This is a genomic window from Psychrobacter sp. H7-1, from assembly GCF_904846585.1.
In the GTDB taxonomy this organism is placed as follows: domain Bacteria; phylum Pseudomonadota; class Gammaproteobacteria; order Pseudomonadales; family Moraxellaceae; genus Psychrobacter; species Psychrobacter raelei.
The window spans coordinates 52,077-74,906 of sequence record NZ_CAJHBH010000009.1; the positions used below are offsets into that span (position 1 = coordinate 52,077).

Below are 22,830 nucleotides of genomic sequence, written 5' to 3' on the forward strand. Positions count from 1 at the left end.
AATAAACAGGATGTTCCATGAGTGTAACCCGTTACGAATGCCAAGCCTGTGGCTGGATTTATCCCGCTCAGTCTGAATCTGCCAACCCCGAGCCCATCGCCTTTAATGAGTTGCCTGACACCTTTTGCTGCCCGCTATGCGGCGTAGGCAAAGCGCAGTTTAAGCCATTAGACGTAGATGAAACACCAGGTGCTGCTACCTTAACCTCTGGCATGCAAAACAGCTCACAGCAGTGTCAAGATGTGGTAGTCGTGGGCGCTGGCCTCGCAGGCTGGACGGTGATTGATGCGCTGCGTGCCAAGCAGCCAGATATTGGCATTACTTTAATCACTCAAGATATGGCCGATAGATATCATAAGCCGATGCTGTCGGTGGCTTTAAGTCAAAACAAAACCCCACAAGACTTGGTGCGTATGAGTGGCGTACAAGCAGCCCAAAAGGCTAATATCACCCTAATGAGCCAGACACAAGTTATCGGTATCGATAGCAAAAATCGTACTTTACAGACGGATAAAGGTGAGCTTAGCTATGGCAATCTAGTGTTGGCACTCGGTGCCGCACCTGCCATACCTGCTTGCTTTGCAGATCAGGATATTTGGCACATCAATGATCTTGAAGGCTTTAGCAAAATTCAGGCCGCCCTTGCTGGCGAGACTGGCGCAAACAAACACATTGCGGTGATTGGCGCTGGCATGATAGGCACTGAGATAGCAGAAGACTTGACCACTGCAGGCCATAAGGTGACGTTACTCGACATCAATGACGCACCACTGGCGGGTCTATTACCGCCACTGGCCACCGATAAAATTCTGCAGGCGCTACACAAGCAAGACATTACCTTCTTAGGCGACCATCTGGTACAAAGTGCGGCACCCCGCAGTGAAGGCGGTTATCAGCTGACTATAAAAAACTGCCAAAGCGGGGAGAGCCAAAGCCTGCAGGTGGATCACTTATTAATCAGTACCGGCCTAAAGGTGGCCGATACTCTGCCGCTGAGTGCTGGCCTAGATTTTGATGCACACGCAGGCATTATTGTAGATGAGGCCAGTCTGCAAAGTAGTGTGTCTCATATCTACGCGATAGGCGACTGTATGTCTATTGATGGTGTGCCTTGCCGCTATGTGGCTCCATTACGTGCTCAAGCGGCCAGTATTGTAGAGCATATCTTAGGTCAGCAGCAGCAAGATTATCAGCATCAAGCTTACGAGCATAAGCCCCCTATGATTCGCCTAAAAAACAAAAGCATCTCAGTCAGTGCCACCGGTACCCCAAGCGCCGATGAATCACGAGGTGTCTGGCAGGTTATCAGTGATACTGAGTCGGATAGCGGGCACGAGCTGGTGCTGGCTCAAGTAGCTGATAATGGTGAGCAGATAGCCAAGGTAACTTTAAAAACACCGCATTAAATCAAGCAGTTGGTTGTCAGCAGTGGCGAAAATCTAGCATTAAGATGATAATAGATACGGATTTTGTGGCCATCCTGCTTTTTTAGACATAAAAAAACCAGCTTTTAAGCTGGTTTTTTTTGGCTTACTTATATCATATCGTATCGTTAGATAGGCATTGACTTCCTCCCCTCCTTAAAGTGAGGGGATTCCTACAGCTAGACGGCCAAGCCCGACCGCAAGTCTTAGAGCTTGGCTACCTGTATCTTACTTATTTGCTTTGGAACCAGCTGTCTGCTTGATTGCGAGCAGAGGCCACATCAGAGCTTGATAAGTTTAAGGCCAATTTACCAATTTTACCGCGGGCTTTGTTACGTACTTGTTCATTTAACATACCGTCACGGGCAGATAGCTCATACCATTTATAGGCATCAACCAGCTTGCGCTGCTTTTCATCGATTAAGGCTAAGGTATAGCTGGCACGGTTGTCACCACGCTTGGCGGCACGCTCTAACCAGTAACGAGCTTGCTGTTCGTTAACCGCAACGCCTTCACCGCGAGCATACATGATGCCAAGGTTTAGCTGAGCAGGGGTTACATTTTGATTGGCAGCGCGGGTATACCATTCGATGGCTTTGATTGGGTTTTTGGCGATGCCTTCACCTTTTTGGTAGCGCTTGGCTAAATAAAATTGGGCGTGATCATTACCTTGGCTGGCACGGCTGATTAGCTCATCCATAGCCATCATTTCAAAGCGAGAAGTGTCTAAAGGTACGTTAGAGACTAAGTCAGCTTGAGCTAGGCCGGCAGTGGTAAACAAGGCGGTAAATAAAGTGGCTTTTAATAGTTTCATACGGGGTATATCCAGAAATTGACTGTATTTAAAAAAATTCAAATTAACGCGCAGTTATAAGATTTAATATAAATACTTAAAATCTAAAGTAAGCCAAGTTAACGTCTGCTTGGGCGTTAAATGGGTACCGATAATAATCGCAGTGTGAATTTAATGACTTAAATTGATTAGTGTCGATAACATATCATCGACAAGATTTACATAGCTTAACATCGACAATCACGAAACTCAAACGCTGCTAACCGACAAATACCCTATATAAACGTTTTAATAGCCAAAATATGGCAACCAGTTGTAACAAGGTAAGACGGGTAAGGTTTATGTAACAAATTAAACCTACTTGCTTATCTTATCACTACTTTTTAATAATTGCGGCTAAAAAATATATTTTTTGAACTGTCTTTTAGCGGCCGCTGCTATTTTAGGCCTTATTTACCGCTAATAACGCACCTTATTTGGCCTTAGTCACTCGATATATGGCCACATCTGCCAACAAGTTGGGGGCACGTCTGATGATAGAGGCCATTAAGGGCGAGTATTTTTTTGACCCAGAGGCAGAGTCGGTCACCGCAAAGCGATTGATAATTTCAATATCGTTGTCTGCGCACAAACGCTCAAAGTCCTTAAAGGTACACAAATGAATATTGGGCGTGTTATACCATTCATAAGGCAGCGCTTCGGAGACGGGCATTAAGCCTTTTAAGCCTAGGTGTAATCGGTTTTGCCAGTGTGCAAAGTTTGGAAAGGTAATCACCGCTTCTCGGCCGACTCTTAGCATATCTAGCAGCAAGGTATCAGGGGACTTCACAGCCTGTAGCGCCCGTGCCATGACCACAGTATCAAAGCTATTATCAGCAAAACGTGCCAAACCATCATTTAAGTCTTGCTCAATGATATTTAAGCCTTTGCTAATACCGATGTTAATGTTTTCTTCATCAAGCTCAAGGCCATATCCAGTGACGCCAAGTGAGTACTGCATGTGCTCTAATAATGAGCCATCGCCGCAGCCTAGATCCAATACACGAGAGTATGGGGCAATCCATTGTTTGGCAAGCTCATGATCTATTCTCATGTTAAGCGCTCCTGGGTGTGGGGCTTAGTGGTAGCCGCAGGTTTGGCAGAGTCGGTGTTTGAGTGAGCACCCAAAAAAGGTGAGTTTAAAAACCCTCTAATGGCACCCATATAACGCGGGATATCAAATAAGAAGGAGTCATGGCCGTGCGGTGCATCGACATTGACATAGCTGACCGGCTTGTCATTGGCCATTAAGGCGTCCACGATTTCTTCAGAGCGGGCGGGAGCAAAGCGCCAATCTGTGGTAAATGACACAATTAAAAACTGGCAACGGGTGTGCTTTAAGGTCTGCTTTAGAGCTTCTAAGTCTGATAAGCTCTCATCGCTGACATAACCGCGAGTCGGATCAAAATAATCTAGTGCTTTGGTCATTAATAGATAGGTATTGGCATCGAAGTTTTTGCTAAAGCGCTCACCTTGATAGCGCAAGTAACTCTCAACCTGAAATTCCACATCATAACCGTACATAAATTTGCCAGACTTTAAGTCACGGCCGAATTTGGACTTCATCGCCTCTTCAGTCAAGTAGGTGATGTGGCCTACCATACGTGCCAAAATTAGGCCGCGGCGAGGATAAGTGCCGGCCTCTAAATAACGGCCCTGATTAAAGTCAGGGTCTGATAAGATAGACTGGCGGGCGACCTCATTAAAGGCAATGTTTTGAGCAGACAGCTTAGGGGTGCTGGCAATAATAACGCAGCGTCTTAAGCGATCAGGGTAATCGACCGACCATTGTAGTGCTTGCATACCCCCCATTGAGCCACCGACTACAGCGTGCCAAGTATCAATGCCTAAGCGGTCAGACAGCATGGCCTGTGTGCGTACCCAGTCCTTAATGGTAATCAAAGGGAAGTCAGGGCCATAAGGGGTGCCAGGTGTACCCTCAGAGCTTGATTGTGGAATGGGAGTTGTGGGACCGGTTGAGCCATGACAGCTGCCAATATTATTGAGGCATACGACAAAAAATCTTGTGGTATCAATGGCTTTACCAGGGCCAATCATATTGTCCCACCAGCCGGGCTTTACGTCCTCTTCGCTGTGGTAACCGGCCGCATGATGACTGCCGGATAAGGCATGGCAAATCAGCACCGCATTGGATTTTTGGTCATTTAATTGCCCATAGGTTTCATAAACCAAATCAAACTCAGGCAAAGTACGGTGACACTCTAAGGTCAACGGGGTATCAAAATGCATGGTCTGCGGGGTTACGATACCCACAGAGTTGGCAAGTTTTGGATCTGTCGCAGTCGATTGGATACTCAAAATTACCTCAATAAAAAGGGTTAAGATGTCAGCTTTAGGGTATATCGATTAACCAGGTGATGCAAGCCTTGAAACTATTGAAAACTATTCGCTTTTATCCGCTATTGTAGGCGCCTATGTCTTTGAGTACAACTGACATCTGGCAGCGCACTTTTTTGGCTTATGGCAGCTTAGATACCGCGCCTAGTCACGCCGGTTTTCGGGTATCAACTTTGGTCAAATGCCTCTTAATAATGGTACACTGAAGCTTTATGGCCAATCAATATGACCACCCAATTGGCTTTGATAAAAACTTGAGGTAAGCTTTTGTCAAAGTGATTGGCCTAAGTGAGTGTTGTGCCCCCACTATCAAGGATATCTTCTGTAATATGAAACCCAATAACCCTCCACGCATTGCTGTTTTATTGGTCAATCTCGGTACACCAGATGAGCCCACAGCCCCTGCGGTTCGCCGTTATCTTAAGCAGTTCTTATCTGACCCTAGAGTGATTGAGATTCCTCAGTTTTTGTGGGCAATCATCCTTAATTTATTTGTTTTACCAACCCGTCCTAAGCGTGTGGCAGAAGCCTATGCCAGTGTTTGGGAAGGCGATTCCCCCATTCGTAAGATATTAAATCAGCAGGTAGATAAATTGCATGCCCGCCTTGAGGGAAGTATGGGACCTTTTAACATCAGTGTACATCCTGCCATGAGCTATGGTAACCCAGGCTTACCTGATGTGATGGATAAGTTATGCGCTGAAGGGGTAGAGCATTTTGTGATATTGCCGTTATTTCCGCAGTACTCAGCCACATCAGGCGGGGCGGTCTATGATGCACTGACTAAATGGTCGTTAAAGCAGCGCAACCTACCCAGTTACACCATTGTTAAAGACTACTTTGCGCATCCTTTATATATCAAAGCCTTGGCTGACTCTATTCGCCGCTTTCAAGCAGTACATGGCAAACCAGATAAGTTGATGTTTAGCTTCCACGGCATTCCGCAGCCTTATGCAGACAAAGGCGACCCTTATCCTAAACGCTGTACATGTACAGCAGCCCAAGTGGCGCAGGAACTAGGGCTTAGTCAGGATGAATGGATCATTAGTTTCCAGTCACGCTTTGGCAAGCAAGAGTGGGTCAAGCCTTATACAGATGTGACTTTAGAGCAGTGGGGCAAAGCAGGTGTACGCTCAGTACAGGTGGTCAGCCCAGCGTTTTCGGCAGATTGCTTAGAGACACTTGAAGAGCTGGCAATGGAAAATAGAGACAATTTTATTAATGCTGGCGGCCAAGAATATCATTATATTCCTGCGCTTAATGATGATGAGGCACATATCGACTTAATGGAAGCGTTGGCCAAGCCTTTAGTTGCTGGCTGGGCTTCTACTTTGGAGGGGTGGACCTAGCGTTTATGACCAACTAGATTACCATCAACTAGCCTACAATAAAAAAGCACCCTGACTGACGCCAGGGTGCTTTTTTAGCTTTATGAGCTTTAGATGATTGACTATAAGTCATCACTCATCGTCATTATCATAGCTGTGCTTTACCGCGTCATTATCGGCGATATCACGAATGGTGGGATAGTCACTATCATCCAAAGCATCCTCTACCAATACCTCATCAATACGCGACTCATCGATACTCTGACGGTGTATTGGGGTGAGTCCTTCTGCAGGAATATCATTATTGTCCATAGCATCTAAGTCCATGGCAATATCTATAGGGTTTTTCATAACAATGTCCTCACCTATGCCTGAAATGACTTAGGCCTTGTAAATATACTTGTGAATATGAAGGATAAACCAGTTTTACGACTACAGTTTTTGATCACGAGGCAGCTCAGCTTCTTGAGAGGCGCCTGCCATATCGCGGTCTAAGGAGTAGAAGTTGGCATTGTTATCTTTACTCTCAGAGGCCAAGGCATACTTATCACGCAGACCATCAATTAAGGCTTCTTCTTCAATTTGCTCTTTTACGAACCATTGTAAAAAGTTGAACGTTGGCCAGTCTTTTTCTTCTAACGCTTTGTCTACTAGGGCATAGATTTTTTTAGAGTTATCAAGTTCGTGTTGCCACACATCTTCAATACAAGACTCAAGATCTACTGGGTTATCACGCGGCGCAGGGATAGAGCCGATTTTTGCTTCACCGCCACGCGCCTGAATATATTCTAAAAACTTGAACATATGCTGGCGCTCTTCTTCTGAGTGCTTATAGAAGAATTCAGCAATACCAGAGTAGTTATTTGAATCTGCCCACACACCTAATGATAAATAGGCTTGGGCTTGCGCAGCTTCATTATTCATCTGTTCATTTAGTGCTTTTTCCATACTGTCAGAAATACGCTTGTCGCTCATTATCTTATCCTTATAATTTATTTATTTTAGTCATTACAAAATGTTGGCCAACGCTAATCCGCTTTTTATATATCTAAATCTATATATCTAAATTATTTTTTATAGATCTAATTTATCAGGTATATAGTTATCAAATGATATATGTAAGGCCAAAGAGGTAAATATGACCAGTAAATTGCTAATGCTGCAATCATTATAAGAGCAGTACTTCACGTTATGAGTAAAGCTGAGTTATGAGTTGTGCGAATTGTGTGAGACACGTTAATAAGTTGTAACTTTTGTGGGGTAACCTACCGCTGAGTCTCACATCAAGCAAAAAAAGTACCAGTAGACGTTGAGTCTTAGGCGCTAATAGCGATTACTCAACCAGCGTCTTAGATTTTAGCGCAGCTGTAGGCAAACGCTGCTGTAATTGCTGATTAAATTCTGTGAGCTTAAAGCGCCATAAATAAATCAAAGCAGTAAGGTAGATAATGCCTTCAGAGACCTCTTCTACCCATACTCCAAGGTTATGATCAAAGCCAATGTGGTGTTCTCCAAGATACTGAAAAACCAGTAGGGTACCTGTGAACGCATAAAGCCATTTAGGTACGCCTTTTAGCACGGCAACCACATAGCGCCAGCTATAAATTAAACTGCCCAACGCGGTCAATGTCACAACCAACAAGAAGCTGTCTTCCCACCAGTCATACGACTGTCCTAATAAGATAAAGTCTTTAGGAACCAACATGTCTGGAACAAAGCTTAACTCTCGGCGTATCGCAGAGAAAAATACCAACACAGCGCCGAACCAGAAATATCGAGCGATCTTAAGTTGGCTATTTAAGGCATATTTGGCGCAGGGAATTAAACAGATCAACAAAGCAATGGCTTCAAAAATCTCGATGAGGCTATCTTCAGTAATAATAAGCGACTCCTACTACTTTAATAATAATACTTTAATAAAGGTTAGACAATTCAGGGATAGGCAGGTTGTCATCGGATACATAAAAGAAATGCTAAAACAAAAAAACTTTAATTTAAGTTTATATTAATAATTACCATTAATTTTTGATGTATTCTTAATTTTAATGCTGAATTGGAAAAATTTCTATATTTGAGTCATGACTATTTAGTGCTAGCAAAGCTATCTATGAAGATAGATATAAAAGGCTATTTAATTTAAGTTGCGATTATATTTTAAATATTCTAATCTAGTGTTAAGTTAAGGATGAGCTCACTTTGATGAATTCTGGGCTGACAAGGAGTATATAATGACGACAAATTTACAACCTGAACACAGATATCAGGTTATCAAAGCCGCAAGCTATGCCCAGAGCCAAGACCCCAAACGTAAGCTGTGGCTGCTGAGTCCACTGGCGCCTATTATCGGTTGGGCAATGTACTTAGGGGTTAAAGACCAACAAGGTTTTGATCTAAAAAATACAATTGCAGCGTGGTCGGGCAGTTTGTTTACTTACGGCTTTATACCTGCCTTGGATGTTGTTATTGGTAAAGACAGTGATAATTTACCAGAGCCAGTATTTAAAGCATTACAGACCGATGCGTATTATCAAAAAATTGCCCATGCTTTTATTCCTCTAAATTATATCGCCCTGTTTATTGCTGCCCATCAGTTTACCCACAGGCAGCTGCCTTGGTATAACAAGCTGGGGTTGGCAATTACCACCGGTATTGGTAGTGGCATTGCTATCAATACTGCACATGAGCTGGGTCATAAAAATGATAAGTTGAATCGAACGCTGGCCAGAGTGAGCTTGGCGCCTTCTGCCTATGGGCATTTTGCTATTGAGCATAATTATGGGCATCACCGCTGGGTGGCGACACCCGAGGACCCTGCCAGTAGTCGTTATAATGAAAGCTTTTGGCAGTTTTTACCGCGTACAGTAATTGGCGGGCTGCGCTCAGCCATTGCTATTGAGCGTAGGCGGCTGGCACGCAGAAACAAAGGCTTTTGGCACAAAGATAATGAGTTATTACAAGGCTGGGCGATTACCGCGGGCTTATATGCCGCTTTGTACCAACTAAATGGCAAAAAAGTGCTCCCGTTTATCGCTATTCAAGCGTTATATGGCTTTAGCTTATTAGAGTCTGTTAATTATCTTGAGCATTATGGCTTATTGCGTCAAAAAGACAGCCAAGGCCGCTATGAGCCAACCCGCCCCGAACACAGCTGGAACAGTAATAACACGGTGACTAATTTATTCTTATACCAATTACAGCGCCATTCTGATCACCATGCGCATCCCAATCGTCCGTATCAAGTACTGCGTCACTTTGATGAGTCCCCGCAGTTGCCCAGCGGTTATGCCAGTATGATTGTGCCAGCTTATATACCGCCGTTATGGTTTGCCATCATGAATAAAAGGGTGGTCGCGCATTACAAGGGTGACATGAGCAAAATCAATAAGCATGACAAACCGCTGAGCCCGCGTATGCAAAAAGCCACCAATCTTATTCGTAAAGGGTTAGACTGGCTGGGCTAGATTAATCATTGGATAGAGCGAATTAAGGACGTCAGTATTATGCCCTCTCATACCGCGCAGCTTGACTCGATAAGCACCTTAAAGATTTATAATTATGGGCGTAGTGCAAGCTTTGGTGCTAATGATACATTGCAAGTACTACAGCGCATGCGCCGATTTTTATTGCCAAAAGATTATACGCTCAAGCCTGAGTTGTTAGAGCAGATTGCTGATGGTTATGAGCTCACCGATCCCATTGTCGATAACCTCATCAAAAAGCATGGCAAATTTGCAGATGCGTTGCAGCAGTCAATCATCGATAAAGAGGCGTTTGTGGCCTCTGATAAAGGCTACTTAATGGATGACCCTGACTTTAAAGATCTGCACGATCAATTTGCCACCCATCCCGATTGGTTCGATGCCAAGCTCGCTGAAAAAGGAGCCATTGCCTACAGACGCTATCCGCTGACCTTGGTTTGGCTGCTGCGTAATGTGGCGTTAATGGCAGGCTATAGTATTCCAGCTTTATCGTTACCGCTGATAAAAACCGGATCATTGGTGCATGATGCGTTAGCACGCCTGTATCGTACGTATGGCTATATGATGGCAGTCTCCGAGCACCCTAAGGTGACTGACGATGCGACGGTTTTAGCGATTGGCGGGGAGGCATGGCGACAGACCATTAGAGTGCGCCAGCTGCATAGCTTTATCCGCAAAGGTCTTATCAAAGATGGCTGGGACAGTGAGTATTGGGCGCAGCCGGTGAATCAGTCGGATATGATTGCGACTCATTTGCAGTTCTCCTTACTAATTTCACGGGGTCTAAAATGGCTAGGTGCACGCATCACCGATGAAGAGGCAAAAGGCATTATGCATCTGTGGCGTTTAGCGACTTGGTGGATGGGGGTGGATTTAGAGCGTATTCCTAAAACAGAGCAAGACGCTTGGGAGTGGCTATATACGTATTTATCCACTCAGAAGCTTGACTTTGAGGTAGGCAGACCACTGGCAAAGGCGCTGCATGATTTGCCATCAGAGATTATGGGTGAGACCAATTGGCGCGGGTATGCCGTTGAGCTGGTTAATGCCAGTGTGACCCGCACCTTTGTTGGTGATGATATTGGTGACGGTTTGAACCTACCCAAGCTACCACTGCGACAAGGGATACTACTAAGTGCGCCCGTATTGTTTGGTATTGATACCGCACGCCGGCTACACCCGGTACTGGATAAGCAAATTGAGCGGTTTAGACGTAGCCGCCAGCATAATATGAACTGGTGGCTAAGAGAGAATGACCCTTACTATGCCAATAAACCGCCCCGCCTATAACACTTAAAAACCAAGCGCATTAAACAAAAGCGGACGTATCAAAAACTTGTGCAAGACTGGCCGGCTCACGGCGCTGCACCGCATTTTGTTCATGGCGAACTTTAGAAGAGGTGCGATAGGCTTGCAGGCGAGACTGTTGAATACGTCCAATTGGACAGTTTTCTTCCAAGGCTCTAAACACAGAGAAGGATAAGTGTTCCATGGCCGCAAAGTTACCATCGTCAGTGACCTCTTGCTTAGGGATGGTCAGCCTGCCAATGGTCACGAAGGGCGCTTTAGACTCATCCCACTCTTGAGTGATCTTTTCGATAGGTTGTTTTTTGACATTACGGCACAGCTGAATTTGAACGTCATACTCATAATCGTGGGTACGAATTTCATCCAATAATACCGGTCTAATCGCCTCATCTTTTGTAAACAAATGAATCTTGGGCTGTTTGATTTTTTGTTTGGCGGATTTGGTCGGCGTTATTCTAATCTTACCCATATAGTCGCCATGACGCACCACGCCTTGTGAAAAGTAATCATACAGCCAAGGGTTTTTGGGCTTAACCGTCGCTATTTTACGAAACGCATTTAGGGTTTGTAGCCCTTGTAAATCAGGAAGCTCTTTGCCGTATTTAGTGAGCCAGTGAAAGCCAAATTTTAGTAAACCAAGATTATTATTACCCAGATACTCATTGACGCCAAACACCAGCTTCGATAAATAAGCATAATCTTCTACAGAGTTGGTAAAGAATATCGGCGAGTTGACCAGTGCATAATCAAAGGTGGTGCAATCTGGGTCATCAGGAGTCAGCTTTTTACCGGGGACATCAAATATCTTGAAGGCCAGTCCAATGCCCATACCAAGTCGTCTATCTGGGGCTATATTGCCTTGGGCATTAGAAAAACGAATCACCGCATCATGGGTGCCAGCTTTGGCATACAAGCCTTGTGCATAGGCTTCGGGTAGATTATCCAGCACCTCAAACTTGGCTTTTAGCGCGCAATAGCCTTTGGCATGAACAGCGCGTGTGTGATGGTCGAGATGATTGATTTTTTTGGACTTTTTGACATAGTCTGTGATGTCGGCGACTACCATTTGCATAATCGATTCGTCATGAGCGCTCAACGTGGTATATTTTTCATCGAATTTGGCAAATTTTGGCTTAAATAATTTTTTTAGCATATTAGGCTACCTATAATAAGTTGTGGGTGGCCTACTTATAATAAGTAATATTTTATGCATAAGGTGCTAACTTATGATTAGGTTCTGCCACTAATATGTAACATAAGCTGAGCTTTGAGTATAATATTTCTTCAAAATGATAAGGCCAATGCCGCAAGTGTTTTACACGATATCGTGACTGGGACTGACATTAAAAAATCGTTTGTATTCTCGGCTAAATTGGCTAGGGCTCTCGTAGCCGACCTCTATAGCGATTTGTGTTACCTGCTTATCACCTAGACGCATTAAGCGTCTTGCTTCCATTAAGCGTAGGCTTTTTTGATACTGTAACGGGCTAAGTCCAGTTAGCGCCTTAAAGTGATGGTGAAAACCAGAGACGCTCATGCCTACCGTCATAGCCAGATCGGCTATGACGATGGTTTTATCCAAATGCTGTTTTAGCCAGTCTGTTGCTTGTGATATCTGGTGGGTATGACTGCCATTGGTAACCAGCTGCCTAAGCTTCTCCCCTTGTTCAGCATTAAGCAGACGATAGTAGATCTCTTGTCGTATTAAAGGCGCCAAAAAATAAATATCATTTGGATAATGAAGCAAGCCAATTAAGCGCTCAAAAGCAGCCATAATCGTATCATCCAACGCCCATTTAATGCCTGAATAAGAAGCCTGAGTCGCTGATTTTGGTGGCAATTTAGCCAGTACCTCACGAATTAATGGCAAATCTAGCCGCATAGACATAACAATAACCGGTCTTTTAGCACAGGCAGATTTAATATGACCACTAATTGGGATATTAACAGGGCAAAACATCAAATGGCTATTATCAAAACGCTGACAATCAGAACCAAGGTATATCTCACGCTCGCCTTGTAGCACAATACAGATACTAGGCTCTTGAATGTAGCTCACCATAGCACTGGGCTTGTCTGCACAATAAAAGAAAAGCCCCTCAATATCAGTTTCAATCGTCTCATTTTTTGGCAATATGGTCAGTAAGGACTCTATTGTGGTTGGTTTCATAATTTATCCTACTGAGCCGGTTATTAAGCTGATTTGCTTTATCATCTAATTATTTAGAGAAATAGGCAAGTATATTATAGCTTCAAGCTAACCTAATGATTTGGCAGAGCCTATAATAAATACATCGAAACTTAGACAGAACCAGTTAGACAGCACTAGACAAGTGCAAAGATTTTCGAATTCTCAACAACAATAGATAATGACAGATATATACCCATAAGGATAACCCCATGAAGATATTTTATAAAACCGAAGCAACAGCCACTGGCGGTCGTTCAGGCCATACAGAGCTTAATGATGGCTCACTAGGTTTTGATTTAGTGACGCCGCAAGAAGCGGGTAAACAAGGCGTTAACCCAGAACAGTTATTTGCTTTAGGATATGCTGCCTGTTTTGATAGCGCGCTAAATATGACCGCTCAGCAAATGAAGTTAGATATCAGTGGCTCAAAAACCTCTGTTGCCGTTGGTATTGGTATGCAGTCCTCTGGCAGCTACAACCTAGATTTGGACATCAGCGTTGAAGTGTCTGGTATTAGTGAAGCCGATGCACAGAACCTTATCGAAAAAGCGCATCAAGTTTGCCCGTACTCAAATGCTACCCGAGGTAATGTGGATGTGCGTTTGCATGTGACTGTGGTTTAAGACTTAGATTTATAGCGTACCATGAAAAAAGGGAGGCGTCTTATGATGCCTCCCTTTTTTTAGGTTAATTGACTTTATTTAAGCTTACTTTGCTTACTTCGATTAGTGTCTAATGCGCCTCATCCCAGTTATCACCGACACCAGTTTCCACCAATAATGGTACGGCAAAATCAACATCCCAGCCCATCTGCTTAGCGGTATCGCTCAGTACATTTTGCATCGCATTTTTAATAAGCTTAGCAATGTGATCGACCTTATCGGCATCCACCTCAAATACCAATTCATCATGCACCTGTAATAGCATTTTGGCATTTTGTTTGGGCAATACGTTATCCACCGCAATCATCGCAAGCTTAATTAAATCAGCGGCACTGCCTTGTAGTGGGGCATTAATGGCAGCACGTTCGGCGCCGCGGCGTACCATTTGATTGCTGTGCTGAATGTCTGGGGTATAAAGCTTACGCCCTAAGATGGTTTCGATATAGCCATTGTCTACCGCGCTATTTCGAGTCTCTTGCATATAACGCTGCACGCCAGGATAACGTGCGAAGTACTGATTGATATAGTCTTGTGCTTCACTGCGTCCCATTTGAATTTGCTTGGCCAGACCAAAGGCGCTCATACCATAGAGCAAACCAAAGTTAATGGCTTTGGCATTGCGGCGCTCGGTTGGGGTAACATCAGCGACGGCCTTACCCAGTACCTCAGCTGCGGTGGCACTATGAATGTCCAAGCCTTCATTAAAGGCACGAGTCAGGTTGTCGTCACCTGAGAAATGTGCCATCAAGCGCAGCTCAATCTGTGAGTAGTCCGCCGCCAGTAGCACTCGGCCTTTAGGTGCAATAAAGGCTTGGCGAATTAAGCGGCCAGTCTTGGTGCGAATAGGAATGTTCTGCAAGTTTGGATCAGTAGAGGAGAGGCGACCGGTACTGGTTAAGGCCTGATGATAGCTGGTATGCACACGGTCAGTATCGTTATCGGCTACCGCATCGAGTGCATCGGTATAGGTGTTTTTGAGCTTAGCTAAGCTACGATATTCTAGGGCAATCTCAGCCAGTGGGTGCTCAATCTTTGACAATACCGCCTCACCGGTTGAGTATTGACCCGATTTGGTTTTTTTACCGCCAATAACGCCAAGCTTATCAAACAGCATTTCACCCAATTGCTTAGGTGAGCCTAGGTTAAACGCTTCTCCGGCTTCAATGTAGGCTTGCTTTTCAAGCGCAACAATCTCTTCATCAAAGCGCTCAGACAACTCGTTTAAGAATGAGCGTTTGATCATAATGCCTTCGGATTCCATCTGACACAATATCTGTGCCACAGGAATCTCAAGCTCATGCAATAGGCGTTGGTTGACCGCGTCATCTTTGAGCTTATCTTGGAACAGCTCAAACAATTGATAGGTAATATCGGCGTCTTCACACGCATAGTCACTGGCAATGTTAATAGCGACTTTATCAAAGGTCACCTGCTTAGCCCCTTTACCCGCGACGTCTTCAAAGCTAATGGTTTGGGTATGCAAATAATGGCGGGCAAGATCGTCCATGCTGTGACGGGTAGCTGCTGCATTTAACACGTAGCTTGCCAGCATGGTATCCATTTCCCAGTTTTTGGGTGACATATTTAACTCGATACCATACTTGCTCAATACATGAGCATCATATTTTAGATGTTGACCGATTTTGCCAATGTTAGGGTTCTCTAAAATAGGCTTTAATTTGGCAAGCACTGTATCACGGTCAAGCTGTTTGGCTATTAGCGGATCAACTGTTGCATTTGCAAGTAGTTTTGCTTGCTCGGCTTCTTCTTTTTTGTTCTTCGCCTTTTTTTGCGGTTCGTTATAGTCCACATGTGCCAGAGGTAAATAATAAGCCTCATGCGCTTGCACAGAAAAGGACAGGCCCACGATCTGTGCTTCACGCCAGTTGATACTGGTGGTCTCGGTATCGACAGCAAAGTAAGGCGCTGCCTGTAGTTTGTTTAATAAATTATCAAAGGCAGACTCATCAAGGATGGTGTGCCAAGCTTTGTCATGCGTGTTGCTATTTTTGATATGCTCAATAATAGAGCTCTGTTTTTGGTGTTGTAGGGTTTTTGCCACTTGTGCTTGTGACTCAGCATCGGCTTTGCTATCAGCCACACTATGGACGCTTGAGTTGGCAGGGTGATTGGGATGATCCAATGATGCCAATTCATTTTTGAATTCAAGCTCACTATATAAGTCTCGCAATTCAGCCACAAAAGCGCTGCTATCGGTATTAATGCGCAGGTCTTCCCAGTCCTGACCGATATCTAGGTTGGTCACAATGGTGGCAAGCTGCCGATCACGGGGAATATTATCTGCAAACTCCACCAACTTTTCGCCCACTTTGCCTTTGATGTTGTGAGCGTTAGCAAGGATATTGTCTACGGTTTGGTACTGATTAAGCCATTTAACTGCGGTTTTTTGACCGACACTAGGGATACCCTTAATGCCGTCAGAAGCATCCCCCATAAGAGTAAGTAGATCAATGATTTGATTGGGTTTAATACCAAATTTTTCTTCAACCGCTGGCACATCGACCACTTTGCCGGCGAAGCTGTCCTCCAATATGACACAGTCGTTGACCAGCTGCATCATGTCTTTATCACCGGTTGAGATGACCACATGATGACCCTCTTCAATAGCGCGGTGGGTCAGGGTACCGATAATGTCATCAGCCTCAGCGCCTTCAATACGCAGCAGTGGAATGCCAAGCGCCCGTACCAAACGGTGAATATAAGGGATTTGTTCGGCCAACTCAGGATCCATTTTTGGCCGATTGGCTTTGTATTCCTCTGACATGGTGTGACGAAACGTGGGTGACTTGGTGTCAAAGCATACGGCCATATGGGTGGGATGATAGCGGCGCATTACTTTGAGTAGCGCATTGAGCGTACCGCGAATGGCATTAGTAGTCAGGCCTTGAGTGGTTATCATGGTCTTAGGCAGCGCATGGTAAGTGCGAAACAGATAGTAAGAGCCATCTACCAGCACAAAAGGTGGCTGCTGTTTATCGATATGATCTGTAGGCATCTGTGCCACATTAGGCATGGCCTCGAAATCCGGCAATATATTGGGATCTAATGCCGCATGGGAGGTGTCGGTTGTGGTATCGACAGTTTTGAGGTTAGTGTCTTTAGTGGTTTTATCGGTCATAGGAGATCACTTTTAGTCAAAGTTTTAATAATCAGAAGTTGGTTTTAAAGGAAGGAGGCTTAATAATAGTTTTTTTATTTAAGCAGCTTAGTGGCTCATCTGAGCGTTGTGCTATGAGGTCATCATAATTAGCCTCATTATAACTAAAATTTTCACTGTCGTTAGGATCATTAGTGAGTGAGTGATACCAGACAGTTCATCATGCTCTCTAGAAAATCAGCTGAATAAAAAGCCCAAACGGCGCAAAGGCGGTTTGGGCTATTAAAGGTAGAGAATGTACTAAGAGCACTTAAAGATGGTTGGCGTTAAAAGCTCTATTTAAGCTCAGAGCTGACTTCAACGTCGATATTGCCACGTGTGGCTTTAGAGTAGGGGCACACTTCATGAGCCGCTTCTACGGCCTTTTGAATCTCCTCAGCACTTGCCTCGGTGTTAGACGCGATAACATGTAATTTAACTGCCAGATTGTAGTCATGACCATCACCTTGTAATAGGCGAACTTCAGCTTGCGTAGTAGAATCAAATTTAATCTTTTGCATTTGCTTGACCACACCTAACGCACTATCAAAGCAAGCGGCATAACCCATAGCGAAGAGCTGTTCAGGGTTATTACCTTTACCGGTACCTGGCGCTTTCATGTCAATGGTTAAATCACTGTCATTTAATGCCGCTGAACCAGTACGACCGCCAGTTACTGTGGCTTGAGTGGTATATAAAGTTTTCATATCATTCCTTTTTTATAATTTATAGTCATTACATTTTAAGAGGTTTTTACAACATCTAGGCTTAGCATAACAAAATGCTTGCTATGTTGCGTTGATGGCTGGTAAAGCTTTACCTCTTGTTTGTAACGTTATCTTAATCTGTCATAGGCGCCAACATCTTTCTGCAGTCTTAACTGAAATCCGTTACAATACGCACATTCATTTTCCCTATTTAGTTTAAATAGCATTTTTAAGCGGCCATATTAAAGCTCTGCTTTTTAAAACCAGTTATTTTTCATATATTATCACCTGACAGTTGAAGCCCAAATTATGAGCGTAGATCCAAAAACCTTAAATAAACAAGTGGCCAAGCGCCGCACCTTTGCTATTATCTCTCACCCCGATGCCGGTAAAACCACCATGACCGAAAAGCTCCTGCTTTGGGGTCAAGCCATTCAGGTCGCTGGTGAGGTGAAAGGTCGCAAAACAGATCGCCATGCCACCTCAGACTGGATGAGTATGGAGCAAGAACGTGGTATTTCAATTACCACCTCGGTGATGCAGTTTCCTTATAAAGACCATATCGTAAACCTACTAGACACCCCAGGCCACGCTGACTTCTCAGAAGACACGTACCGCACATTAACTGCGGTAGACAGTGCATTAATGATGGTCGATGGCGCCAAAGGTGTCGAAGAGCGTACCATTAAGCTGATGGAAGTGTGTCGTATGCGCGACACCCCAATTATCTCATTTGTTAACAAGCTAGACCGCCAGATCCGTGATCCGTTAGAGCTGCTTGATGAAATTGAAACCGTTTTGGGTATCAAGTGCGTGCCGGTGACTTGGCCGATCGGTATGGGACAGGACTTCGTTGGGGTGTATCACTTAACTGAAGATAAAACCTATTTATATAAAAAAGGCCACGGCGGCGAGATTACTGAGATTGAAACCCGCGAAGGCTATGATTATCCTGACGTGCGTCAGCGTCTGGGTGAGTTGGCATTTTCAGCCTTTGAAGAGTCGCTTGAGCTGGTACAAATGGCGTTAGAGAACTTCGATGTTGATTTGTTCTTAAAAGGTGAGATGACACCTGTATTATTCGGTACAGCGCTGGGTAACTTCGGTGTCAATATGGTGCTAGATACGTTAATTGAACATGCACCACCGCCAAAAAGCCATCCTACCAATGAGCGTATTGTGGCCGCTGACGAGACCAGCTTTAGTGGCTTCGTGTTTAAAATTCAGGCCAATATGGATCCGCGTCATCGTGACCGCATCGCCTTCTTACGAGTCTGCTCCGGCAAATACGAAAAAGGCATGAAGATGAAGCACGTACGCCTAGGTAAAGATGTACGTATCTCTGACGCATTGACCTTCTTAGCCGGTGACCGTGAGGCATTGGAGGAGGCGTATCCTGGTGACATCATTGGTCTACATAACCACGGCACGATTAGCATTGGTGACAGCTTCACGGAAGGCGAAGAGCTAAACTTCACCGGTATTCCACATTTCGCGCCAGAGTTATTCCGCCGTGTGGTGCTAAAAGATCCACTAAAGTCAAAAGCGCTACAAAAAGGCTTACAGCAGCTGAGCGAAGAGGGTGCCACTCAGGTGTTTATGCCACAAATTAACAACGACTTAATTTTGGGCGCTGTGGGTGTGCTGCAGTTTGAGGTAGTGGCGCATCGACTAAAAGAAGAATACAAGGTGCAGTGTATCTTTGAGCCGGTATCGATTGCCACAGTGCGCTGGATCCACTGTGATGATGAGGCAATATTGGCCAAATTTAAGAAAAAAGCGCATGATCAACTGTCGGTTGATGGCGGTGGGCATTTGACCTATCTGGCTCCAAGCCGTGTTAATCTACAGCTGATGCAAGAGCGTTATCCAGAGATTACCTTTAGCAATACTCGTGAGCACTAATTTCACCATCAAAAATATAACCACTAACAAAGCGATATAAACCGCTTACCCGTACAAAGACGCTCTTAGCGATAAGGGCGTCTTTTTTTATAAGGTGTTGCATTAATGTCAGTCAGTATAAAGTGGCCAACTGAGTAACAGATGCGTGATTTTTAAATTTTGTAGCAATAAACACAGTTTAAACACAGTGAGCACCCGCTTTGCTATATATTTAAAGCCATATCTAAAGCGCTAACCCTAACGCCGCTAAATGATAATAATAAGGCTTAGGATAAAAATATCGACAAGTTAACCAAATCAGGAGGCGGTATGTCATCAACACACTTGATAGGGGCTCGTAGCTTACGCCTTTTTAGTATCTGCGCTTTAGCGGCCTTGACCCCTTTTCCCCTATACGCTGCTAACTTAGTGTATGCTGAGGATTATCTGGACTATCGTTTGCCAAGCTTAGTCACCGACACGTGTGAGAGTCGCAGCGACTACAGCTGTCCGCAGATTGATATTAAATATGCAGCCAGCAGTCAAGGCTGGATAAATACCTTGATTAATGCCCGCATCAATCAAATTGTACCGGGCTCACAGTCTGAAACTGAGCGAACGCAGCCGCCATCAAACGCTAAAGTCTTGACCCAAGGTGAGGTAAAAAAACGCTTGGATGGCTTTGCCAAATCGCAATTAGAGGACATCCCAGAGGGCAGCAGTCTCAACTATAGCTTTGAGGCCTCACCCAGTTACCTTGGGCATATGGGGGAGGTTGAGCTGTTTGAAATCAACAGTTATATTTATCTAGGTGGGGCTCATGGGCTGGGCACTTCTGAATATATGATGTTTGATACCTCATCTAAGCGTCATATCCAGTTGGACGATATGCTGCTGGCAGGCCAAAAATCTAAATTTAAAGCGTTGGCTTATGAGCAGTACAAAGCTTGGGTGCGTAAAGATAATAACGAACTCAAAGCATACGAAAAAATGTGGCCCTTTACGCTAACTGATAATGCCTTGTTAACCGATAAAGGGGTGGTACTAAGATACCAGCCTTATGAGATAGCGGCTTATGCTTACGGTATGCCGGAGCTGACAGTACCTTATAATCAGCTAAAAGGCATATTAAAGCCCAAATACATCCCGCATTAAAATTAAAATAAATAAACTGGCTTATTTTGAAGAATAACGCTATATAGTAAGACATCGCACTAAATAGATAAAATAGGCGTAAGCCGCCAGAATTGATAGCAAAATTAAATAAAATGGAATCTATGAGGAGATTTTTATGAGTGATTATAACAACACAAACCAAACGCAGTGGCAACTGACCGCCTTAACCGAAGCTTTGGGTAATCTAGAGCTCAACGTAGACCATAAGTTAACCGTTGGTCGTGGTCAAGACAATGATGTGGTACTAGGCAGCAAGCAGGTCTCTCGACAACATGCTGAGCTAACTGTCGTTGATGATGAGCTACTGGTACAAGATTTAGGGTCATCAAATGGTACTTTGGTCAATGACGTCAGACTTGAGCCGCATCAGCCAAAAAGCTTGGTGGTAGATGATGTGGTTACTTTCGCCGCTTTTAGCTTCCAAGTAAAACAAACTCAGCCAGTAGACTCGGCGGCGGTATCAGCACCTGAGCCTGAAGTTGGAACTATCGAGCCTGAAGTTGAGACAGTAGAACCCGAAGTCATCGAGCCTGAAGTTGAGACGGTAGAACCTGAAGCCATTGAGCCTGAAATTGAAACCATCGAGCCAGAAACGGTCGAGCCTATAGAAACTGCAGAAATAGTAGAAGCGCCAGCGACTCATTCAGTAGAGCCGTTAGCTGAGCCTATCACACCTACTGCGCAACCAGAAAAAACCGGCAGTGAATTTGATAAATTTGAAGCCGCTGAGAGGGCAGAGCACCAGGCTGAAGAAAACGCAGAAGCTATTGAAAAATCGGGTATTAAAAACATGACCGAAGCTGAGCTTGAACAAAAGCTAGAAGAAGAGCTTGAGCAGCCTACCGGTGTTTATAACTCAGAGCAAAACCATCTGCATAAAGATGACGCTGAGCACTTTGCAGAGTTGGCTCGTGAGGCGGATCCTGAAGTGCATAAGTCCAAACAAGCAGCTGCTGCCCAGATGTCAGCCACCACCAATTTACATGACACCGTAGAGCCAGACGCTAAAAAACCCGTCAAAGAGCTGACAGGCGATGCAGAAAATGAGATAAATACCCAAACTCAGGCACCCGTATCTGAAAAAAATCCAGCCAACAGCTTTAATACGGTGAATGAGCAGCCGCAGCACAAGGTGGCACACATTCATAAAACGGATTCTGCACCACAAAATGCAAATTCTGGATCAAACAAAGGCTTTTTGTGGATGGCCTTGATTTTATTGGTCTTAGCCGTAGCTTTATGGCTTTATAACAGTGGTACATTGGCCTAAAAATAAAAAAAATTGCATTTTTTTTAAAAAAAATGAAATTAGGGGTTGTGTTTTAAAAAATATTTGCTAGAATACACCCCACTTCGAGAGAACAAGCCGACTTAGCTCAGTTGGTAGAGCAACTGACTTGTAATCAGTAGGTCGCCAGTTCGATTCCGGCAGTCGGCACCATTCGTCTCTCAAAGTACTTTGCTTTAAGCAATTTTAGTAAAACTATCAATAAGTTAGTTTTACAACCTAGGTGGGGTTGGGGAGCGGTCAAACCCAACAGACTGTAAATCTGTCGCGAAAGCTTCGAAGGTTCGAATCCTTCCCCCACCACCATTTTCTAGTTACAATTTCAATTAGTGTTCAAGTATCCGTCTACCTAGAGCAGCACACTGCCAAATCCCATGCATATGGCAGCTAAAGAAAGCTGTGATACTGCGGGTGTGGTTTAATGGTAGAACCTCAGCCTTCCAAGCTGATGGCGCGGGTTCGATTCCCGCCACCCGCTCCAACTTATTTAAAATAAAGCACATTAAGCTCATATAGCTCAGCGGTAGAGCACTCCCTTGGTAAGGGAGAGGTCTCGAGTTCAATTCTCGATATGAGCTCCATTATTTTAATTCTTCTAATTCCTATATCTCATTAGAACTAAGTTGGTAAGCGAGCTTACTTGTTTAAACATTAAATTAAAAAAATCGGCTAGGCCTGTAGCAGGCTAAGCAAATAAAGTTAGGTGACTATTTAATAAAGTTGACACTTTAATTAAAAATTTACAAGGGCAAATAATGACCTTGCACCATATAACATCTTATAGTTAATTGTTTGATAGGCAGCACTTAGTGTTGCCTTTTAGTGTTGTAATTTACTAAATAATAGAAAATAACAACCGTTATAACCTTAGTAGTACTATTTATTTTAGTAAACCCATAAAAAGAGGACACACTCATGGCAAAGGCCAAGTTCGAACGTAACAAGCCGCACGTAAACGTCGGTACCATCGGTCACGTTGACCACGGTAAAACCACTCTAACAGCTGCTATCGCAACTGTAGCTGCAAAAACTTTTG

At 44.2% G+C, this 22,830-nt stretch carries 19 protein-coding genes and 4 tRNA genes; 13 read left to right on the forward strand and 10 right to left on the reverse strand.

What is annotated here, in order from left to right:
• The first annotated feature begins 17 nt into the window (after positions 1–17).
• Complete coding sequence (locus tag JMX92_RS04805; protein ID WP_201544230.1) at positions 18–1,406, forward strand: FAD-dependent oxidoreductase; 1,389 nt, start codon at positions 18–20, stop codon at positions 1,404–1,406.
• A gap of 250 nt (positions 1,407–1,656) precedes the next feature.
• Here the strand turns inward: JMX92_RS04805 and JMX92_RS04810 are convergent, their stop codons facing one another.
• The 3 genes from JMX92_RS04810 to metX all read right to left on the reverse strand — a co-directional run bounded on the left by JMX92_RS04810 (position 1,657) and on the right by metX (position 4,569).
• Complete coding sequence (locus JMX92_RS04810; protein ID WP_011961273.1) at positions 1,657–2,238, reverse strand: tetratricopeptide repeat protein; 582 nt, start codon at positions 2,236–2,238, stop codon at positions 1,657–1,659.
• Positions 2,239–2,689: 451 nt separating this feature from the next.
• Positions 2,690–3,310 (reverse strand): methionine biosynthesis protein MetW, encoded by a 621-nt coding sequence (gene metW, locus JMX92_RS04815; protein WP_155587578.1) that lies wholly within the window; start codon positions 3,308–3,310, stop codon positions 2,690–2,692.
• Positions 3,307–4,569, reverse strand: coding sequence for a homoserine O-succinyltransferase MetX (metX, locus tag JMX92_RS04820; RefSeq protein WP_265089767.1), 1,263 nt, complete (start codon positions 4,567–4,569; stop codon positions 3,307–3,309). Before metX ends, metW begins: the two co-directional genes overlap by 4 nt.
• Positions 4,570–4,943: 374 nt before the next feature.
• Between metX and hemH the strand changes: the two genes are divergently transcribed.
• Complete coding sequence (hemH, locus tag JMX92_RS04825; protein ID WP_201544232.1) at positions 4,944–5,963, forward strand: ferrochelatase; 1,020 nt, start codon at positions 4,944–4,946, stop codon at positions 5,961–5,963.
• Positions 5,964–6,074: 111 nt separating this feature from the next.
• Here the strand turns inward: hemH and JMX92_RS04830 are convergent, their stop codons facing one another.
• From JMX92_RS04830 to JMX92_RS04840, 3 genes are all read right to left on the reverse strand, one after another.
• Entirely contained in the window at positions 6,075–6,293 is a 219-nt protein-coding gene (locus JMX92_RS04830; protein WP_110817030.1) for a hypothetical protein, read from the reverse strand.
• Between the two features lie 81 nt (positions 6,294–6,374).
• The gene (locus JMX92_RS04835; protein WP_011961268.1) at positions 6,375–6,917 is read right to left on the reverse strand and encodes a ferritin; all 543 of its coding nucleotides are present in this window, start codon (positions 6,915–6,917) and stop codon (positions 6,375–6,377) included.
• A gap of 358 nt (positions 6,918–7,275) precedes the next feature.
• Positions 7,276–7,698, reverse strand: coding sequence for a hypothetical protein (locus JMX92_RS04840; protein ID WP_155587579.1), 423 nt, complete (start codon positions 7,696–7,698; stop codon positions 7,276–7,278).
• A 472-nt stretch (positions 7,699–8,170) separates the two neighbouring features.
• Here JMX92_RS04840 and JMX92_RS04845 point away from each other — a divergent pair, with 472 nt between their 5' ends.
• On the forward strand, positions 8,171–9,403 hold the full coding sequence (locus tag JMX92_RS04845; protein WP_155587580.1) for an alkane 1-monooxygenase: 1,233 nt from the start codon (positions 8,171–8,173) through the stop codon (positions 9,401–9,403).
• Between the two features lie 39 nt (positions 9,404–9,442).
• Positions 9,443–10,711 (forward strand): oxygenase MpaB family protein, encoded by a 1,269-nt coding sequence (locus JMX92_RS04850; RefSeq protein WP_201544234.1) that lies wholly within the window; start codon positions 9,443–9,445, stop codon positions 10,709–10,711.
• Between the two features lie 19 nt (positions 10,712–10,730).
• Here the strand turns inward: JMX92_RS04850 and JMX92_RS04855 are convergent, their stop codons facing one another.
• Positions 10,731–11,882 carry a catalase family protein gene (locus JMX92_RS04855; RefSeq protein WP_201544236.1) on the reverse strand — a complete coding sequence of 384 codons (1,152 nt, stop codon included), beginning with the start codon at positions 11,880–11,882 and terminating at the stop codon, positions 10,731–10,733.
• Between the two features lie 162 nt (positions 11,883–12,044).
• The gene (locus tag JMX92_RS04860) at positions 12,045–12,899 is read right to left on the reverse strand and encodes an AraC family transcriptional regulator (RefSeq protein WP_201544238.1); all 855 of its coding nucleotides are present in this window, start codon (positions 12,897–12,899) and stop codon (positions 12,045–12,047) included.
• A gap of 230 nt (positions 12,900–13,129) precedes the next feature.
• Between JMX92_RS04860 and JMX92_RS04865 the strand changes: the two genes are divergently transcribed.
• The gene (locus JMX92_RS04865; RefSeq protein WP_201544240.1) at positions 13,130–13,543 is read left to right on the forward strand and encodes an organic hydroperoxide resistance protein; all 414 of its coding nucleotides are present in this window, start codon (positions 13,130–13,132) and stop codon (positions 13,541–13,543) included.
• Positions 13,544–13,652: 109 nt separating this feature from the next.
• On the opposite strand, the gene polA is transcribed toward JMX92_RS04865, so the two are convergent.
• Both polA and JMX92_RS04875 read right to left on the reverse strand, forming a co-directional pair.
• Positions 13,653–16,616, reverse strand: coding sequence for a DNA polymerase I (gene polA, locus JMX92_RS04870; RefSeq protein ID WP_413786857.1), 2,964 nt, complete (start codon positions 16,614–16,616; stop codon positions 13,653–13,655).
• Positions 16,617–17,035: 419 nt separating this feature from the next.
• Positions 17,036–17,446 carry an organic hydroperoxide resistance protein gene (locus tag JMX92_RS04875; protein WP_155587586.1) on the reverse strand — a complete coding sequence of 137 codons (411 nt, stop codon included), beginning with the start codon at positions 17,444–17,446 and terminating at the stop codon, positions 17,036–17,038.
• 309 nt (positions 17,447–17,755) lie between these two features.
• Between JMX92_RS04875 and JMX92_RS04880 the strand changes: the two genes are divergently transcribed.
• The 8 genes from JMX92_RS04880 to JMX92_RS04915 form a co-directional block, all read left to right on the forward strand.
• Complete coding sequence (locus JMX92_RS04880; protein WP_201544244.1) at positions 17,756–19,351, forward strand: peptide chain release factor 3; 1,596 nt, start codon at positions 17,756–17,758, stop codon at positions 19,349–19,351.
• 309 nt (positions 19,352–19,660) lie between these two features.
• A complete protein-coding gene (locus JMX92_RS04885; protein WP_201544246.1) occupies positions 19,661–20,485 on the forward strand; it encodes an RsiV family protein in 825 nt (274 codons plus the stop codon).
• Between the two features lie 136 nt (positions 20,486–20,621).
• A complete protein-coding gene (locus JMX92_RS04890) occupies positions 20,622–21,776 on the forward strand; it encodes an FHA domain-containing protein (RefSeq protein WP_201544248.1) in 1,155 nt (384 codons plus the stop codon).
• Positions 21,777–21,871: 95 nt separating this feature from the next.
• Positions 21,872–21,947: transfer RNA gene (locus JMX92_RS04895), tRNA-Thr, on the forward strand.
• Between the two features lie 69 nt (positions 21,948–22,016).
• Positions 22,017–22,100: transfer RNA gene (locus JMX92_RS04900), tRNA-Tyr, on the forward strand.
• A 101-nt stretch (positions 22,101–22,201) separates the two neighbouring features.
• Positions 22,202–22,275, forward strand: a tRNA-Gly gene (locus JMX92_RS04905).
• 25 nt (positions 22,276–22,300) lie between these two features.
• A tRNA-Thr gene (locus tag JMX92_RS04910) sits at positions 22,301–22,375 on the forward strand.
• Between the two features lie 334 nt (positions 22,376–22,709).
• Positions 22,710–22,830 (forward strand): GTP-binding protein (locus tag JMX92_RS04915; protein WP_227675269.1); only part of this gene is annotated, 121 nt, incomplete at its 3' end.

Bases quoted from the DNA above. Each gene is read 5' to 3' on its own strand.
- hemH (WP_201544232.1), top strand. From the start codon at position 4,944: ATGAAACCCAATAACCCTCCACGCATTGCTGTTTTATTGGTCAATCTC.
- JMX92_RS04885 (WP_201544246.1), top strand. From the start codon at position 19,661: ATGTCATCAACACACTTGATAGGGGCTCGTAGCTTACGCCTTTTTAGT.
- JMX92_RS04880 (WP_201544244.1), top strand. From the start codon at position 17,756: ATGAGCGTAGATCCAAAAACCTTAAATAAACAAGTGGCCAAGCGCCGC.
- JMX92_RS04830 (WP_110817030.1), bottom strand. From the start codon at position 6,293: ATGAAAAACCCTATAGATATTGCCATGGACTTAGATGCTATGGACAAT.
- JMX92_RS04890 (WP_201544248.1), top strand. From the start codon at position 20,622: ATGAGTGATTATAACAACACAAACCAAACGCAGTGGCAACTGACCGCC.
- JMX92_RS04805 (WP_201544230.1), top strand. From the start codon at position 18: ATGAGTGTAACCCGTTACGAATGCCAAGCCTGTGGCTGGATTTATCCC.
- JMX92_RS04835 (WP_011961268.1), bottom strand. From the start codon at position 6,917: ATGAGCGACAAGCGTATTTCTGACAGTATGGAAAAAGCACTAAATGAA.
- metW (WP_155587578.1), bottom strand. From the start codon at position 3,310: ATGAGAATAGATCATGAGCTTGCCAAACAATGGATTGCCCCATACTCT.
- JMX92_RS04875 (WP_155587586.1), bottom strand. From the start codon at position 17,446: ATGAAAACTTTATATACCACTCAAGCCACAGTAACTGGCGGTCGTACT.
- JMX92_RS04845 (WP_155587580.1), top strand. From the start codon at position 8,171: ATGACGACAAATTTACAACCTGAACACAGATATCAGGTTATCAAAGCC.
- polA (WP_413786857.1), bottom strand. From the start codon at position 16,616: ATGCCTAATGTGGCACAGATGCCTACAGATCATATCGATAAACAGCAG.
- JMX92_RS04865 (WP_201544240.1), top strand. From the start codon at position 13,130: ATGAAGATATTTTATAAAACCGAAGCAACAGCCACTGGCGGTCGTTCA.
- JMX92_RS04855 (WP_201544236.1), bottom strand. From the start codon at position 11,882: ATGCTAAAAAAATTATTTAAGCCAAAATTTGCCAAATTCGATGAAAAA.
- JMX92_RS04810 (WP_011961273.1), bottom strand. From the start codon at position 2,238: ATGAAACTATTAAAAGCCACTTTATTTACCGCCTTGTTTACCACTGCC.
- JMX92_RS04850 (WP_201544234.1), top strand. From the start codon at position 9,443: ATGCCCTCTCATACCGCGCAGCTTGACTCGATAAGCACCTTAAAGATT.
- JMX92_RS04860 (WP_201544238.1), bottom strand. From the start codon at position 12,899: ATGAAACCAACCACAATAGAGTCCTTACTGACCATATTGCCAAAAAAT.